Source organism: Zoogloea sp. LCSB751 (genome assembly GCF_002028455.1).
Lineage (GTDB): Bacteria > Pseudomonadota > Gammaproteobacteria > Burkholderiales > Rhodocyclaceae > Zoogloea.
Map to the genome: position 1 here is coordinate 441,928 of NZ_MWUM01000001.1, position 15,106 is coordinate 457,033.

Genomic DNA, 15,106 nt, shown 5'->3' on the forward strand with positions numbered 1-15,106 from the left:
TGGTGTCGCCTCAGTCGTTCTGAAGCGCAATGATTTCTAGAGTGTGCTGGCTGTCCGAGCCGGTCAGACGCACCTGGGCCGTACGCCCGGCGACGGTCTGCGGGATGCCGCGTTCGAAGGTCCGATAGACCCCCGCGATGGAAACCAGCTCGGGACCGAAATTGGTGCTGAAGATGCGGGCGGAAGTGTCGCCCCGTGCGCCGGCGAGGGCGCGTCCGCGTAGCGGACCATACACGTGAATGCTGCCGTCGGCGATGATTTCGGAGCCTGGGCTCATGCCGGCGAGTAGCACCAGGTCACCGCCCTTGGCGTAGATCTGCTGGCCGGAGCGCAGCGGGCGCTCGACGATCAGCGTCGGTGCCGTCGTGCCGCTGGCCGCCGACGGGGTCTCCACGGTGGGCGCAGCTTCCGGCGCTGGGGCCGGTGCCGCTACGGGTTCTGGCTGCGGCGCAGGTGCAGGCGCCGGAGGCTGGGGCTTGGCGATGGGCCGTTCGGATGACGGGCCCTCCTTGCCGAGAGAGGCCAGGTTGGCGCGGCGGGCGCCTTCGTGCAGGTGCTCGGGCAGGTGCCGCACGCCGATCGGTTGCACCTGATAGCGTCGCAGCAGGCTGGTGATGGCGGTCCAGTCCACCCAGTCGGGCACGCTGGCCAGTTGGGAGAAGTCGAGCACCACGGGTTCGCCCGCAAAGAAATCGGGCATGCCGCCCATCATCATGTGCATGGCGTCGGCGAGACGCACGGCGTCCGTCTCCCTGACGTAGGCGGTCATCACCGCCAGGCTGGCGCCTTTGAACTCGATCAGTTTGCCCTGGGAAGCGTCGGCCATAGAAGATGCGCTGCGTAAGTGCGGACTAAAACCATGGAAGTCTACTTTTCAGCAGGGTTTCGGGCAAGTCCGCGCACGAAATGGGTAATTTTATTTAGTGCAGGGTGCGCGGTTCGTCGAACAGCGCGGCAATGTCGTCGGCGTTGAAGCGGTATTCGTGGTTCGACAGGTCGTCGTGGATCACGACCTCCCCGTGTTCGGCCAGCGTGGCCTCGAGTTCCGCGCGGCCGAGGGAGCGCAGCATGTCGCGTACCTTGTCCCAGTCCTGCGGCCATTCGTGGGTGACTTCGCGGGCATCCAGCAAGCGCACCGTTTCCTGGTGGAACAGGCGCAGCAGCACCTCTTCGGCGGGCAGGTTGAGCAGTTCGTCGGGGCGGATCGTCGAAGCCAGGCGGGTGACCCGCTCCCAGCCGTCGGCGTCCTTCTTGTCGGCGTCCGGCAGCTTTTGCAGGAACAGGCAGGCGGCGGCTTTTTCCGACGCGGCGGTATGCAGCGCGGCAGGCTGCTGCTCGGACTGGGTCAGGTAGTGCTCGAAGATTTCTGCGACGCTGTCGCCTTCGATCGGCACATAGCTCTGGTAAGGATGGCGCAGGCCGGGCATGTCGAGGCTGAGCAGCAGCTGGCCGTCGCCGAGCAGGTCGGCGATGCCGTGCTGGCCGGCGGCTTCCGGGGCGGCCTTGGCGTAACCGCGCAGGTTGAGGGCCTCGTTGATGTCCACCACCAGCAGGCTGACCGGGCCGTGGCCCTGCAGCTGGATGGTCAGGCGGCCGGTCTGCTTGAGGTTGCCGCCGATGACGCTGGCGATGGCGCTCATGGCGCCGAGCAGGTCGCGCACGTTGGCCGGGTAGTCGCGGTTCTCGAGGATGCCCTGCCAGACGTCGTCGAGCTTGACGACGGCGCCGCGGATGTCGAGCTCTTCGAGCAGGAAGCGCTGGATGTAGGAGTTGCTCATTCCGGGGTGCCCGTCGCGGTGAGGAAGCTGGTGTACAGGGCGGTGTCGAGGCCGACCAGCAGCTGGCCGCTGTCGGTTTCGATGACCGGGCGGCGGATCACGCTGGGAAATTCCTGCATCAGCTGCACGGCGGCGCTCTGGGTCTCGATGGCCTGCTGCTCGGGGGACAGCTTGCGCCAGGTGGTGCCGCGGGTGTTGACGAGGCTCTTCCAGCCGATGGCCTTGCTCCAGGCGTGCAGCTTGCCCGAGTCGATGCCGGCTTTCTTGTAATCGTGGAAGGTATAGGCGACGCCATGTTCGTCGAGCCAGGCGAAGGCCTTCTTCATGGTGTCGCAGTTTTTTATGCCGTAGATCGTGGTCATGGGGAAAACAGCGCGACGCCCCGGAGGGCGTCGCTGGAAAATCAAACAGATGGGACGGATTTTAGCCGTCCCGGAGTGGGCGCGGGCTTATTTCTTGAGGGCCTTGGCGAAAGCGGAGGCCAGCGAGCCGGCCAGGGCCGGTTCGCGGTTCGGCTTGCCGGCCGGACGCTGGCCGCCGCGAGGTGCGTCACGCCGCTCGCCACCGGGCTTGTGGCCGCCGGCCTGCGGTTGGTCGCCCATGCGCATGGTGAGGGCGATGCGCTTGCGCGGCAGGTCGACCTCGGTGACCTTCACCTTCACCACCTGGCCGGCCTTGACGATGGTGTGCGGGTCCTTGACGAAGCGGTCGGAGAGGGCCGACACGTGGACCAGGCCGTCCTGGTGTACGCCGATGTCCACGAAGGCGCCGAAGTTGGTGACGTTGGTGACCACGCCTTCGAGGATCATGCCGACGGCGAGGTCCTTCAGGTCCTCGACGCCTTCCTTGAAGCTGGCGGTCTTGAACTCGGGGCGCGGGTCGCGGCCGGGCTTGTCGAGTTCCTTCAGGATGTCCTGCACGGTGGGCAGGCCGAAGCGTTCGTCGGTGTAGCGCTCGGCCTTCAGCTGGCCGATGGCGCGGGCGTCGCCCATCAGCTCGCGGACGTTTTTCTGGATGTCGGCGAGGATGCGTTCGACCACCGGATAGGCTTCCGGGTGCACCGCCGAGGCGTCGAGCGGGTTGCTGCCGTTGGTGATGCGCAGGAAGCCGGCGGCCTGTTCGAAGGTCTTGGGGCCGAGGCGCGGTACCTCCAGCAGCGCGGCGCGGCTCGCGAAGGGGCCATTGGCGTCCCGGTGGGCGACGATGTTGGCGGCCAGCGTGGCGTTGAGGCCGGAGATGCGGGTCAGCAGGGCGACGGAGGCCATGTTCACGTCCACGCCGACGGCGTTCACGCAGTCCTCGACCACTGAATCCAGTGCGCGGGCCAGGCGGGTCTGGTTGACGTCGTGCTGGTACTGGCCGACGCCGATGGACTTGGGATCGATCTTGACCAGCTCGGCCAGCGGATCCTGCAGGCGGCGGGCGATGGAGACGGCGCCGCGCAGGCTGACGTCGAGGTTGGGGAATTCCTTGGCGGCCAGTTCGGAGGCCGAATACACCGAGGCGCCGGCTTCCGACACGACGATCTTGGTCATGTGCAGTTCGGGGCGCAGCTTGATCAGATCGGCGGCGAGCTTGTCGGTTTCGCGGCTGGCGGTGCCGTTGCCGATGGCGATCAGCGACACGTTGTGCTTTTCGCACAGCTTGGACAGCGTGTGCAGGCTGCCGTCCCAGTCGCGGCGCGGCTCGTGGGGGTAGATGGTGGCGGTGTCGAGGAGCTTGCCGGTCTGGTCGACGATGGCCACTTTCACGCCGGTACGCAGGCCGGGGTCGAGGCCCAGGGTGGCACGGGCGCCGGCGGGGGCGGCCAGCAGCAGGTCCTTCAGGTTGCGGCCGAAGACGCGGATGGCTTCCTCTTCGGCCTGTTCGCGCAGCTGGCCGAGCAGTTCGAGTTCCAGGTGCAGGGAGATCTTGACGCTCCATGCCCAGCGCACCGTTTCGCGCAGCCAGGCATCGGCGGCACGGCCCTGGTCCTTGATGCCGAAGTGGCCGGCGATGCGCCCTTCGCAGGGGTTGGGGCCGGGCGTGCTGCCGTCGGTGGGGTCGGAGTCGAGGGCCAGCTGAAGGCGCAGGAAGCCTTCGTTGCGGCCGCGGAACAGGGCCAGCGCGCGGTGCGACGGCACGGTGCCGATGGCTTCGCGGAAATCGAACCAGTCGCGGAACTTGGCGGCGGCCGGATCGTTCTCCTTGTCGGCGATCACCGTCGACGCGACGACGCCGTGATCCTGCAGGTATTCGCGTAGCTTGCCGATCAGCTCGGCGTCCTCGGCGAAGCGTTCCATCAGGATCTGGCGGGCGCCGTCGAGCACCGACTTGGTGTCGGCAAAGCCGGCTTCGGCGTTGAAATAGGCGCTGGCTTCGGTTTCCGGAACCAGGGTCGGATCGGCCAGCAGCGCATTGGCGAGGGGCTCGATGCCGGCTTCGCGGGCGATCTGGGCCTTGGTGCGGCGCTTTTGCTTGTAGGGCAGATAGAGGTCTTCGAGGCGCTGCTTGGTTTCGGCGTTTTCGATGGCTTCACGCAGGGCGGGGTCGAGCTTGCCCTGTTCGTCGATGCTGGCAATCACCGCGGCGCGGCGGTCTTCCAGTTCGCGCAGGTAGCCGAGGCGTTCTTCCAGGTTGCGCAGCTGGGTGTCGTCCAGGCCTCCGGTCACTTCCTTGCGGTAGCGGGCCACGAAGGGCACTGTGGCGCCTTCGTCGAGAAGTTGCACGGCGGCGGAAACCTGGCGGGGCTGTACACCTAATTCGGCGGCAATGCGTTGTTCGATCGGCAGAAGCATGGACGGGTGAAGGCCAGAAAAAGGGCGCATGGTGCAGAAACGCAGCCGCGCCTGCAAGCCCGTAGCCGGTGGAGTTTCCGGTAAAATCTCACGATTATCCATGTCGCGCAGACCCCCGTTTTCGCGTACATCCAGTCGGGGCGCCCCTTGTGGCGGCCCGGCACAGCAGGAGAGCACACCGCATGAATCCCATAATCGCCGCGTTGACGCTGGCGCTTGGCCTGATGATGGTCGGAGGCCAAGCCTCCGCAGCCCATCACGAGGCCAAGGCCGGTGCTCACAAGGCAGCCCCGGCTTCCAAGAAGCCGGAGGCCAAAAAGAGCGCCAAGGCCGGAAAGTCTTCCGACGCCAAGGCCAGCGCATCCAAGAAGACCGCTTCGGCCAAGCCCTCCTCGGGCAAGGCTGCCAAAGCCACCAAGGCGGGTCGTCACGATAAGCCCGCTGCGGTCGAGAAGGGCGGCAAGGCGGGCAAGGGCAAGGTCGAGCGTAATGACCGTCGCCATCACGGCAAGGCGTCCAGGCCGGAGCGGATACCGCAGGTTGCTGCTCCGCTGTCGCCGGACGCCAAGGCGGCCGCCAAGGCGGCGGCGCTGAAGACCGTCGAGTCCCGCGTCGAGCCGCCGAAGCCACCCAGCCGCAGCCATGGCCGTGCGATCGGGCGGGAGGCGTTTGCGCCCATGGCCGGTCGTGAGGCGTTGGGGCGTGAGGCTTTCACGCCAAATTCCGCTCCGCTGCCGCCGGCAGAACGCCGCGCCGCGATCCCGGCGCTGCCCGCTGCGTCCGGCGGGCGTCAGACCGTGGTGATTCCGCCGCCGGTTGCCAGTGTGCCGTCGTCGGTGCCGGCAGCTGCACCGCACGTGGCGGCAGCACCACAAGCCCACCCCGCCGCGCGTGTGCCGTCGGTGATTTCCACGGCGAGCATGTCGGCGGCTGAGGCCGCGGCCGCTGCTGCAGCGGCGGTCAACACGCCGTCCTCTCCTGAACCCGCAGCAGTTCCGGCGTCGCGTCCGGCGGCTGCGCCGTCAGCTCCCGCGGGCGTGCCGCTCGCTCCGGCGCCGAGTGCGTCTGCGCAGCCCGCCAGTCCGCCGCTGGCTGTGACCACGCCGACGCCGTCACGCCCGGCACGTGGGGCGACGCGGGCTTATGCGATGGATGGCGCGACCTTCTATCAAGGAGGGCGCAAGATCCGGGTCCAGGGGCTGGATGCGCGTGAGCCCGGCATGACTTCCGAGCATGCCACCCAGCGCCTGCAACGGGCTCTGGATGCAGGGAGTGTGACCGTGGAGCCGGTGGAGATGGATGGCTCCGGTCACACCGTTGCCATCGTTCGCGTGAATGGTCGCAACGTGGCCGACACGGTGCGTGCGGCCAACTGAAGGGGCTGCCTAGATTGCGATGAGGGTCTGCCGGCCCCACCAGTTGGCGCCGGCAGCCAGTTCAACAGGCTCCTTCACCGCGGCGGCCTCGATACACAGCATGCGGCGGAAGCCGTCGGCGGGCATGTCGGCGAGGGCTGCGCACTTTTCCACCCAGGGATTCCAGACCACCACGTCGGGGAAGTTCTCGGCGTGGATTCCCATGGCTCGACGATCTTCCCGTACCAGCAGGGTGCGCGGTGCTGCGTGGTACACGCGGTCGACTTCGTTGTCGATGGCGAGACCGATGCCGGTCTCTTTCTTGATCCGGTCGCCGTCGGTGCTGTCCCGGTATTCCAGTCCGCGCAGGCCTTCGATGCTCACGGCCTCGACTTCGCGCACTTTCAGATAGGTATGCAGGGCGGCGGTGAAGCTGAACGGCGCATCGCCGGTGTTCTCCACTTCCAGTTCCATGTCGAGGCGGTCGCCGCCGATGGATACGCTCAGTTCGGCGGCGAAGGCGTGTGGCCACAGGGCGCGGGTGGCCTCGTCGTCCGTGAGGCGCAGGGTCGCCACGGCGTAGTCCTTGCCGGCACGTGTGCTGGTCACTTCCCAGCGGCGGTTGCGGGCGAAGCCGTGCTTGGGCAGGGGGCCGAGGGCGGCGAACTGGGGGAAGCACACCGGCACGCCGCCACGGATGGCAGTGCTGCCGTCGAAGACGGCGTCCGGACTCAGGTAAAGGCGCTCTTCGCCGCCGGGAGGCGTCCACGACAGCACGTGGGCGCCAAACAGGGAGATCAGGGCGACGGCGCCGTCGGGCGTCTGCAGCTTGAGAACGGGCTGGCCGTGCAATTCGGCGGTTTCGATCTGGTCGGTCATGTTCGCGGGTCGGCCACGCAGGGCTGGCGGGTCAGTGTTACAGAGGGCGCGATGATAACGCGGCGACTTCCCGGTGGCGGAAGCAGTCGACGGTGTGATCGTTGACCATGCCGGCGGCCTGCATGAAGGCGTAGCAGATGGTGGTGCCGACGAAGCGGAAGCCGCGCTTCTTGAGGGCTTTGCTGAGCTGATCGGACAGCGGCGTGCTGGCCTGGGCGTCGGCGAGGCTGCGCAGGTTGTTGTGGATCGGCTGGCCGTCCACGAAGCGCCACAGCCACGTGTCGAAGCTGCCGAACTCGGCCTGGATTTCCAGAAAGGCGCGGGCGTTGTCGATGGTGGAGGCGATCTTCAGGCGGTTGCGGACGATGCCGGGATTGGCGAGCAGGGCGGCCTGGTCGGCTTCGGTGAAGCGAGCCACGATGGACGGATCGAAGCCGGCGAAGGCCTGGCGGTAGTTCTCGCGCTTGCGCAGCACGGTGATCCACGACAGCCCTGCCTGGGCTCCTTCGAGGGTCAGGAGTTCGAACAGTGCCCGGTCGTCGTGCAGCGGCACACCCCACTCCTGATCGTGGTAGGCCTTGTACAGGGGGTCGTCCCCGCACCAGGCGCAGCGGATGGGCTCGATGATGGCTGGCATCGTCAGCCCTGCAGGGTCAGGATGCCGTGCTTGACGGTGTTGTCTTCCGGGTCGTTGGACAGCACGAAGCCCAGGCTCGAAACGAACTTCAGCATGCGGTCGTTGTTGGACAGGAAGATGCCCGTCATCGCGTGCAGGCCGCGGTTGCGCGCCGTTTCGATCAGCACCCCCATCAGGCGCCGGGCGAGTCCGCGGTGCTGCCAGTCCTCGGCGACGACGATGGCGAATTCACAGGTTTCGCCATCGGGATTGACCGCGTAACGAGCCACGCCGATCTCCGTTTCCTTTTCGTCGTTCTCGATGGTCGCGACGAAGGCCATTTCCCGATCGTAGTCGATCTGGGTCAGGCGGGCGACCATGGCCGGCGGCATCTCGCGCAGGGTGTTCATGAAGCGCAGATACTTGGTTTCGGGTGACAGCGTGCGCACGAACTCGATTTCCAGGTCGGCGTCTTCCGGTTTGATCGGCCGCACGGTGATCTCGCCTTCCGGCATCGAGATCTTGGTGATCAGATGCGACGGATAGGGGTGGATCGCCATGTGGTCGTAGCGGTCGGCGGTGGGGGCGATGTTGTCCACCACGATGCGTGCATCCACGGCGACGGCGCCGTGTTCGTCGACGATCAGCGGATTGATGTCCATCACGCGGATCCACGGCAGTTCGCAGACCATTTCGGAGATCCGCAGCAGCACGAATTCCAGCGACTCCATGTTGATCGGCGGCATGTTGCGGTATTCGCCGAGCAGCGTGGAGATGCGGGTGGACTTGATCAGATCCTTGACCAGGTAGTTGTTGAGCGGCGGCAGTGCTACCGCGCGGTCGGCCTGTATCTCCACATGGGCGCCGCCTTCGCCGAAGGTGATTACCGGCCCGAAGATCGGGTCGCGGAAGGAGCCGACCATCAGCTCGCGGCCATAGGGCTTGATGACCATCGGTTCGATGGCCACGCCGTTGATGATGGCGTCCGGACGCTTGCGCTTCACTTCCTCCAGGATTTCCTGGTAGGCGGAGCGCACGGCGGCGAGGCCGTTGAGGTTGAGGCGTACGCCGCCGGTGTCGGCCTTGTGGGTGATCGAAGGCGAGTCGATCTTCATGGCCACCGGCAGGCCCAGCTCTTCGGCCAGCACCATTGCTTCGGTGGCGGAGCGGGCGACGACAGTCTGTGCGATGGGAATCCGGAAGGCCGCCAGCAGGGCCTTGGACTCCATCTCGTTGAGGTTCTTGCGGCGTTCTGAGAGGGCCGTCTCGATGACCAGGCGGGCGCTCTCCACCGACGGTGGGTTGAGGTCGGAGGACAGGGAACTCGGCGTCTGCACCAGCAGTTTCTGGTTGCGGTAGTAGGCGGAAATGTGGCCGAACAGTTCGACCGCCGGTTCCGGCGTACGGAAGGTGGGAATGCCGGCGGCTTCGAACAGCTTGCGTCCCTCGCGCACCTGCTCCTCACCCATCCAACAGGTGAACACCGGCTTGTCGGCCGCCCGTTCGATGTCGATGACCTTCTGGGCGACTTCGGTCGGGCGGGCCATGGCCTGCGGGGTCAGGATGGTCAGCACACCTTCCACGTTTTCGTCGGCCAGCACGATGTCGAGGGTCTTGCTGTAACGCTCCGGGTCGGCGTCGCCGATGATGTCCACCGGATTGCAGTGGGACCAGTTGGCCGGCAGGATCTCGTTGAGCTTGGCGACTGTGCCATCGGACAGGGTGGCCAGCGGAATGCGCAGGTCGGCGGCCCGGTCGGCAGCCATCACACCGGGGCCGCCACCGTTGGTGATCACCGCCAGGCGGTTGCCGCGCGGGCGGAAATGGGAGAACAGCGCATTGGCGGCGGCGAACAGCTGGCCCATGTTGTACAGGCGGATCACCCCGGCGCGGCGCAGCGCGGCGTCGAACACCGCGTCCTCGCCGACCGTGGCACCGGAGTGCAGCAGCGCGGCGTGGGAGCCGGCCGGGTGGCGACCGACCTTGATCAGCAGCACCGGCTTGACGCGGGCAGCGGCGCGCAGGGCACTGACGAAGCGGCGGGCGTCCTTGATGCCTTCCACGTACAGGAAGATGCTCTCGGTGCGGGAGTCCGAGACCATGAATTCGAGAACCTCGCCGAAGTCGATGTCCACCGAGGTGCCGAGGGATACGACGGAGGAAAAGCCGACGTTGTTCGGCCGCGCCCAGTCGAGGATTGCCGAGCAGAGGGCGCCGGACTGGGAGATCAGCCCGATGGAGCCCTTGATGGCGCCGCCGTGGGCGAAGCTGGCATTGAGGCCGAGTTCGGGGCGCAGTACGCCCAGACAGTTGGGGCCGAGCAGGCGGATGCGATGACGGCGGGCGTTTTCGACGGTGTTCTTCTCGAGCATGCGGCCGCGCGGGCCGGCATCGGAGAAGCCCGACGGCAGCACTACCACGGACTTGCAGCCGGCGCGCCCACAGGCATCGACGATGGCTGGCACGCGATCGGCCTTGGTGGTGATGACAGCCAGGTCGAGGCGTTGCGGAATGTCCTCGACACTCTTGTAGCAGGGGACCCCGAGCACTTGGTCGTACTTGGGATTGACCGTGAACAGCTTGCCCTTGAAGCCAGCCTCCAGCATGTTGCGGACAAGGATGTTGCCGAGGGACAGCTCTCTTTCGCTGGCGCCGATGATGGCTACCGAGCGGGGCTCGAAGAGGGGCGTGAGGTAGTGCTGTTCGTTCATGATGGGTACTCGGGTGAGTGCGAATCGTGCGGCTATTGGGCTGCCGTTGCCACGGGGCTTCGGGTCGACTGGGGCCGGGGCGGATTTTACCTTGCGTGGGTGATCCTGGTATTGGTAAACCTACTGATTTATTGCATTGCACAACGAAAGCTGTGATCTAGGTCAAATTGTGTGAATTCAAATTGTTGCGCGCCTGCAACGCTTATCCGAAAAGCATGCATCAGGGCCTGTGCGGGTGTGCAGATGGTGAGGGGCCGGGACGGGGCCGGTATTGCGACCGGATACGTCCGACGGGCACGAATTTCGTCGGGCATGAAAATTCGTGCCAATTTTGTTTGACGAGTTTCCGGTAGGTGTGTACTATTCGCCGCTCTCGGGGTGTAGCGCAGTCCGGTAGCGCGCTTGCTTTGGGAGCAAGATGTCGGGAGTTCGAATCTCTCCACCCCGACCAAAGCTTGACCCGAGTGCCCACGGCGAACTGCCCGTAGCTCAACTGGATAGAGCACCGGCCTTCTAAGCCGGGGGTTACAGGTTCGATTCCTGTCGGGCAGGCTCTCAATAGGTTTCAGATCGCCGATTTCGATCGGTGGTCGGCAGTGGCGGCATTAGCTCAGTTGGTAGAGCACTGGATTGTGATTCCAGGTGTCACCGGTTCGATCCCGGTATGTCGCCCCAGGTACAAGAAAAACCCGCTGATTCGTCAGCGGGTTTTTCCGTTTACGGTTCCCAGTTGCGTGAAAAGGGGCCTGCGCTGTCTTTTCCGCACTGGACGGCTCAAGCTGATTGCGCCTTCGCCGTTAATCAGCCACTACAGTCTGACTGCTCCAGAGAGTCCGTATGAATGCGCCAGAACCGAATCTTCATGGGATTGCCCCGCGGACCGGCGAGCTTGCCCGCATCGTCCGCGTCAATGAGGAGATCAAGGCCATCGTGGCAACCGCGTTTCGCATCAACCTGATGGCGCTCAACGCGATCTTCCTGGCCAAGCGGGCCGGCAACGCAGCGCTCGGCTTCGGTGTGCTGTCCAATGAGTTGCGGCGCTTCGCCCAGGACTTGACCCGCCACATGGCCTCCCTGCGGGAGATGACTTCCGGCTCGGTCGGGAGCGTCACGGGTGTTGTCCAGCAGCAGCGCATGGCGACCATTCTGGCGGCTGCGTTGAAGCTCAGCGGCGACGGCGTGCCCGGCGCGCGGGAGGCTCGCAGGCGCGGCGCGGCGCGGTTGGCCGAGCAGCAGATCCGTCTGCGCTCCCTCGATCTGCGCTTGCGCGCGGCGGTGGAGGAAACCCAGCAACTGGTCGAATTGGGCGGCGTGCTGGCCCGTTCGGCGAAGATCGAAGCGGCCTACGGTGGCAGCTTCAGTGCGGCATTGATGCAGGTGTCGACGGATTTTGCCGAGGTGATCGCTCAGATCAAGCGATCCCTCGAGGTTCTCGGCAAAGAACGTCTCGTAAAGGATTAGGAACCCCCATGAAACAGGCCCATTGCATCTATCAGGATGAGGAGCACCGCTGGCTGGCGATTGCGCGGGATGCCAGCAAGCCCGGTTACATCATCGATACCAACGAATATGTGGTGGTTCACGGAGAAGAAGCCCTGTTGTGCGATCCGGGCGGTATCGAGATCTTTCCGGCGGTGTTCTCCGCGCTGTCGGCGGAGTGCGATCCGACGCGCCTGGCAGGGATCTTTGCGTCCCACCAGGATCCGGACATCATTTCGTCGCTGGCCTTGTGGCTGGAGTTCAAGCCCGATCTGAAGTGCTACACGAGCTGGCTGTGGCAGAGCTTTCTGCCCCATTTCGGCGGGCAGGATTCGACCTTCGTGCCGATTCCCGATCCGGGCATGACGATCCGTCTCGATGGTCTGGAGCTACAGGCGATCCCGGCCCATTACCTGCATTCGTCGGGTAATTTCCATCTATATGACCCGAAAGCCAAGATCCTCTTTTCGGGCGATGTCGGTGCCGCCTTGCTACCGGCAGACAACAACGACCTGTACGTGCAGGATTTCTCCCGCCACATCCGCCATGCGGAAGGCTTCCACAAGCGCTGGATGGGCTCGGACCGGGCCAAGCGTGACTGGTGCGAGCGCGTCTCCCGCCTGGAGATCGACATGCTGGTGCCGCAGCACGGGGCTATCTACCAGGGTGCCGATGTGCAGCGCTTCATCAACTGGTTTGCCGCACTGGAAGTCGGCGTGCTGCGCAGTTAAAGTGTCGCGGCCCCGTTTGTGCGGGGCCCGCCGGCAGCCGGAGTATCGCCGCGGAACGATGGAGGTGCGGCGGTGTATCTGGCTCTCAAACATTTTCACATCACCTGCGTGGTGCTCAGCGGCTGTGGCTTCGCGTTGCGGGGCTGGTGGTCCCTGAGCGGCTCGCCGCTGTTGCGGGCCCGTCTGACGCGGGTCTTGCCCCATCTCGTCGATTCCTGCCTGCTGGGTAGCGCGCTTGGCCTGGCCTGGATGGCGGACCAGTATCCCTTCGTGCAAGCCTGGCTGACCGCCAAGGTGCTGGGCTTGCTTGTTTATATCGGGTTGGGGAGTGTTGCGTTGAAGGCGACACGCCCGCGCGGACAGCGCGCTGCTGCGTTCGTCGGTGCGCTGGCGACCCTGTCGTGGATCGTGTCGGTGGCGGTCAGCAAGAGCCCGCTGGGTTGGCTGGCCTGGTTGTGAGGCCGGCCGTCGTCAGGCAGCGTGGTGATTGAGCAGACGCTTCAGGCCCGGCGTGTCGAGGATGCGGATGTGCTTCTGCTGGACGGCGACCAGGCCTTCTTCCTGAAAGCGGGAGAAGGCGCGGGACACCGTCTCGAGCTTGAGGCCCAGGTAGGAGCCGATCTCGTCGCGGGTCATGCGCAGGTGGAATTCGGACGGCGAGAAGCCCCGGGCGGTAAAGCGCTGGGACATGTTCAGCAGGAAGGCGGCCAGGCGTTCTTCGGCGCGCATCGAGCCGAGCAGCATCATCACGCCGTGGTCGCGGACGATCTCACGGCTCATGATCTTGTGGAACTGGTGCTGCAGGCTTTCCACCGTTCGGGACAGCTCTTCGAGCCGGTTGAACGGGATCACGCAGACTTCGCTGTCTTCCAGTGCGATGGCGTTGCACGAATGATGCTCGGTGCTGATGCCGTCGAGGCCCAGTACTTCGCCGGTCATCTGGAAACCCGTCACCTGGTCGCGGCCGTCCTCGAGGATCACGTCGGTCTTGAAGGAGCCGGCACGGATCGCGTAGATCGCCTCGAAGGATTCGCCCGAGCGGTAGAGGTGCTGTTGTCGCTTGATCTTGCGGCGGCTGCCGACGAGCTCGTCGAGCTGGTCGATCTCGTTGGGGTCGAGGCCGAAGGGCAGGCACAGCTCCCGCAGGTTGCACTGGGAACACGCGACCTTGATGTCCACGACCGTTACCGGAATCACCGATTTCATCTGCACGAGCAATCACCTGAACTGGAAGGTTTTACCAACGTTTGGGCCCCTTTGATCCACGTCAATACTGTTTTGGATCGATTCTGCGATTGTTCCGCGCAACCCACAGAAGTCCACCATGAACACGACACAAAAAGACCTGATATTCGATCCCGAGCTCATTCGCAAGTTTGATGTGAATGGCCCGAGGTATACGTCGTACCCGACCGCTGATCGCTTCGTCGAGGCATTCAACTCCGAAGCCCTGAGTGACTGGCTGGGGAGACGTACCGTCGGCGGAATCGGCAAACCGCTCTCATTATACTTCCACATCCCCTTCTGCAATACGATCTGCTACTACTGCGCGTGCAACAAGATCATCACCAAGGATCATGGACGCTCGGCCAAGTATCTGGATTATCTCGAAAAAGAAGTGGACATGCAGGCGGCCAGGCTCGACGGGCCGCGGGAAGTGCTGCAGCTGCACCTGGGCGGCGGTACGCCGACCTTCCTGTCCCACGACGAATTGCGCCGCCTGATGGGGATCGTCCGCAAGCACTTTACGTTGGTGCCGGACGGTGAGTATTCCATCGAGGTGGATCCGCGCAAGGTGGACGAGCCCACGGTTGCCCTGCTGGCCGAACTCGGCTTCAACCGCATGAGCGTCGGCATCCAGGACTTCAACCCGGACGTGCAGAAGGCGGTCAACCGTGTCCAGAGCGAGGAGGAAACCAAGCTGGTGATCGACGCGGCGCGGGCCCATGGTTTCAAGTCGGTCAGCGTGGACCTGATCTACGGTCTGCCCAAGCAGAACGTCATCAGCTTCAACCGCACCCTCGAGCAGATCCTGGCGCTGTCGCCGGACCGCTTGTCGATTTACAACTATGCGCACCTGCCGAGCCTGTTCAAGCCCCAGCGCCGCATCGTCGACGCCCAGCTGCCGTCCGGCGAAACCAAGCTGCAGATCCTGCAACTGGCGATCCGCCGCCTGACCGAGGCAGGTTACGTGTATATCGGCATGGACCACTTCGCCAAGCCGGACGACGAGCTCACCACGGCCCAGCGCCAGGGGCGCCTGCACCGCAACTTCCAGGGTTACTCCACCTACGCGGAGTGTGACCTGCTGGCCTTCGGTGTGTCGGCGATCGGCAAGGTCGGCCCGACCTACGCGCAGAACGTGAAGACCCTCGACGAGTACTACGACATCATCGACACCGGCCGCCTGCCGGTGCTGCGCGGCATCGAGCTGACGCCCGACGACCTGCTGCGGCGAGCCATCATCCAGGCGCTGATGTGTCACTTCGAGCTGTCTATCGAGTCCATCGAAATCGCCCATCTGATCGATTTCAACAAGTACTTTGCGGCTGAACTCGCCGACCTGCGCGAGATGGAGAAGGGCGGCCTGTTGAAGATCGACAGGCAGTGGATCACCGTGCTGCCTGCCGGCCGCATGCTGGTGCGGGCGATTGCGATGGTCTTCGACAAGTATCTGCGCGCCGACCGGGAGCGCACCCGCTACTCGAAGGTGATCTGAACTTCCGGCCGGCTGGCCGCTCCGAGATGGGCGGGCTAGAATGCCGAGCCATGTGCTGGAA

General features: G+C 64.9%; 13 protein-coding genes and 3 tRNA genes. 8 read left to right on the top strand and 8 right to left on the bottom strand.

Features of this window, described 5'->3' with window-relative positions:
* Positions 1 to 10: 10 nt before the first annotated feature.
* From minC to B4920_RS02120, 4 genes are all read right to left on the bottom strand, one after another.
* Positions 11 to 826 (bottom strand): septum site-determining protein MinC, encoded by an 816-nt coding sequence (gene minC / locus B4920_RS02105; protein ID WP_079432941.1) that lies wholly within the window; start codon positions 824 to 826, stop codon positions 11 to 13.
* A 94-nt stretch (positions 827 to 920) separates the two neighbouring features.
* Positions 921 to 1,778, bottom strand: coding sequence for an Hsp33 family molecular chaperone HslO (locus B4920_RS02110; protein ID WP_079432942.1), 858 nt, complete (start codon positions 1,776 to 1,778; stop codon positions 921 to 923).
* Positions 1,775 to 2,140, bottom strand: coding sequence for an ArsC family reductase (locus B4920_RS02115; RefSeq protein ID WP_079432943.1), 366 nt, complete (start codon positions 2,138 to 2,140; stop codon positions 1,775 to 1,777). The genes B4920_RS02110 and B4920_RS02115 overlap by 4 nt, the downstream gene beginning before the upstream one ends.
* 87 nt (positions 2,141 to 2,227) lie before the next feature.
* Entirely contained in the window at positions 2,228 to 4,555 is a 2,328-nt protein-coding gene (locus tag B4920_RS02120; RefSeq protein WP_079433119.1) for a Tex family protein, read from the bottom strand.
* A 182-nt stretch (positions 4,556 to 4,737) separates the two neighbouring features.
* Here B4920_RS02120 and B4920_RS02125 point away from each other — a divergent pair, with 182 nt between their 5' ends.
* Positions 4,738 to 5,931 (top strand): thermonuclease family protein, encoded by a 1,194-nt coding sequence (locus B4920_RS02125; protein ID WP_079432944.1) that lies wholly within the window; start codon positions 4,738 to 4,740, stop codon positions 5,929 to 5,931.
* Positions 5,932 to 5,940: 9 nt separating this feature from the next.
* Here B4920_RS02125 and B4920_RS02130 read toward each other — a convergent pair whose 3' ends face one another.
* Genes B4920_RS02130 through B4920_RS02140 form a run of 3 tightly spaced genes read right to left on the bottom strand, consistent with a single transcriptional unit; the run spans position 5,941 to position 10,116 of the window.
* Positions 5,941 to 6,789, bottom strand: coding sequence for a D-hexose-6-phosphate mutarotase (locus B4920_RS02130; RefSeq protein ID WP_079432945.1), 849 nt, complete (start codon positions 6,787 to 6,789; stop codon positions 5,941 to 5,943).
* A 37-nt stretch (positions 6,790 to 6,826) separates the two neighbouring features.
* Positions 6,827 to 7,426 (bottom strand): DNA-3-methyladenine glycosylase I, encoded by a 600-nt coding sequence (locus B4920_RS02135; protein WP_079432946.1) that lies wholly within the window; start codon positions 7,424 to 7,426, stop codon positions 6,827 to 6,829.
* Positions 7,427 to 7,428: 2 nt separating this feature from the next.
* The gene (locus B4920_RS02140) at positions 7,429 to 10,116 is read right to left on the bottom strand and encodes a bifunctional acetate--CoA ligase family protein/GNAT family N-acetyltransferase (protein ID WP_079432947.1); all 2,688 of its coding nucleotides are present in this window, start codon (positions 10,114 to 10,116) and stop codon (positions 7,429 to 7,431) included.
* Positions 10,117 to 10,490: 374 nt separating this feature from the next.
* Here B4920_RS02140 and B4920_RS02145 point away from each other — a divergent pair.
* The 6 genes from B4920_RS02145 (at position 10,491) to B4920_RS02170 (ending at position 12,785) form a co-directional block, all read left to right on the top strand.
* Positions 10,491 to 10,567: transfer RNA gene (locus tag B4920_RS02145), tRNA-Pro, on the top strand.
* 27 nt (positions 10,568 to 10,594) lie between these two features.
* Positions 10,595 to 10,668: transfer RNA gene (locus B4920_RS02150), tRNA-Arg, on the top strand.
* Between the two features lie 47 nt (positions 10,669 to 10,715).
* Positions 10,716 to 10,791, top strand: a tRNA-His gene (locus B4920_RS02155).
* 162 nt (positions 10,792 to 10,953) lie between these two features.
* The gene (locus B4920_RS02160; protein ID WP_079432948.1) at positions 10,954 to 11,577 is read left to right on the top strand and encodes a hypothetical protein; all 624 of its coding nucleotides are present in this window, start codon (positions 10,954 to 10,956) and stop codon (positions 11,575 to 11,577) included.
* Between the two features lie 8 nt (positions 11,578 to 11,585).
* Complete coding sequence (locus B4920_RS02165; RefSeq protein ID WP_079432949.1) at positions 11,586 to 12,326, top strand: MBL fold metallo-hydrolase; 741 nt, start codon at positions 11,586 to 11,588, stop codon at positions 12,324 to 12,326.
* A gap of 72 nt (positions 12,327 to 12,398) precedes the next feature.
* Positions 12,399 to 12,785, top strand: a complete 387-nt coding sequence (locus B4920_RS02170) for a SirB2 family protein (protein WP_079432950.1) — start codon at positions 12,399 to 12,401, stop codon at positions 12,783 to 12,785.
* A gap of 12 nt (positions 12,786 to 12,797) precedes the next feature.
* Here B4920_RS02170 and fnr read toward each other — a convergent pair whose 3' ends face one another.
* On the bottom strand, positions 12,798 to 13,532 hold the full coding sequence (fnr, locus tag B4920_RS02175) for a fumarate/nitrate reduction transcriptional regulator Fnr (protein ID WP_079432951.1): 735 nt from the start codon (positions 13,530 to 13,532) through the stop codon (positions 12,798 to 12,800).
* Between the two features lie 118 nt (positions 13,533 to 13,650).
* Between fnr and hemN the strand changes: the two genes are divergently transcribed.
* Positions 13,651 to 15,045, top strand: coding sequence for an oxygen-independent coproporphyrinogen III oxidase (hemN, locus tag B4920_RS02180; protein WP_079432952.1), 1,395 nt, complete (start codon positions 13,651 to 13,653; stop codon positions 15,043 to 15,045).
* Positions 15,046 to 15,106: the final 61 nt, after the last annotated feature.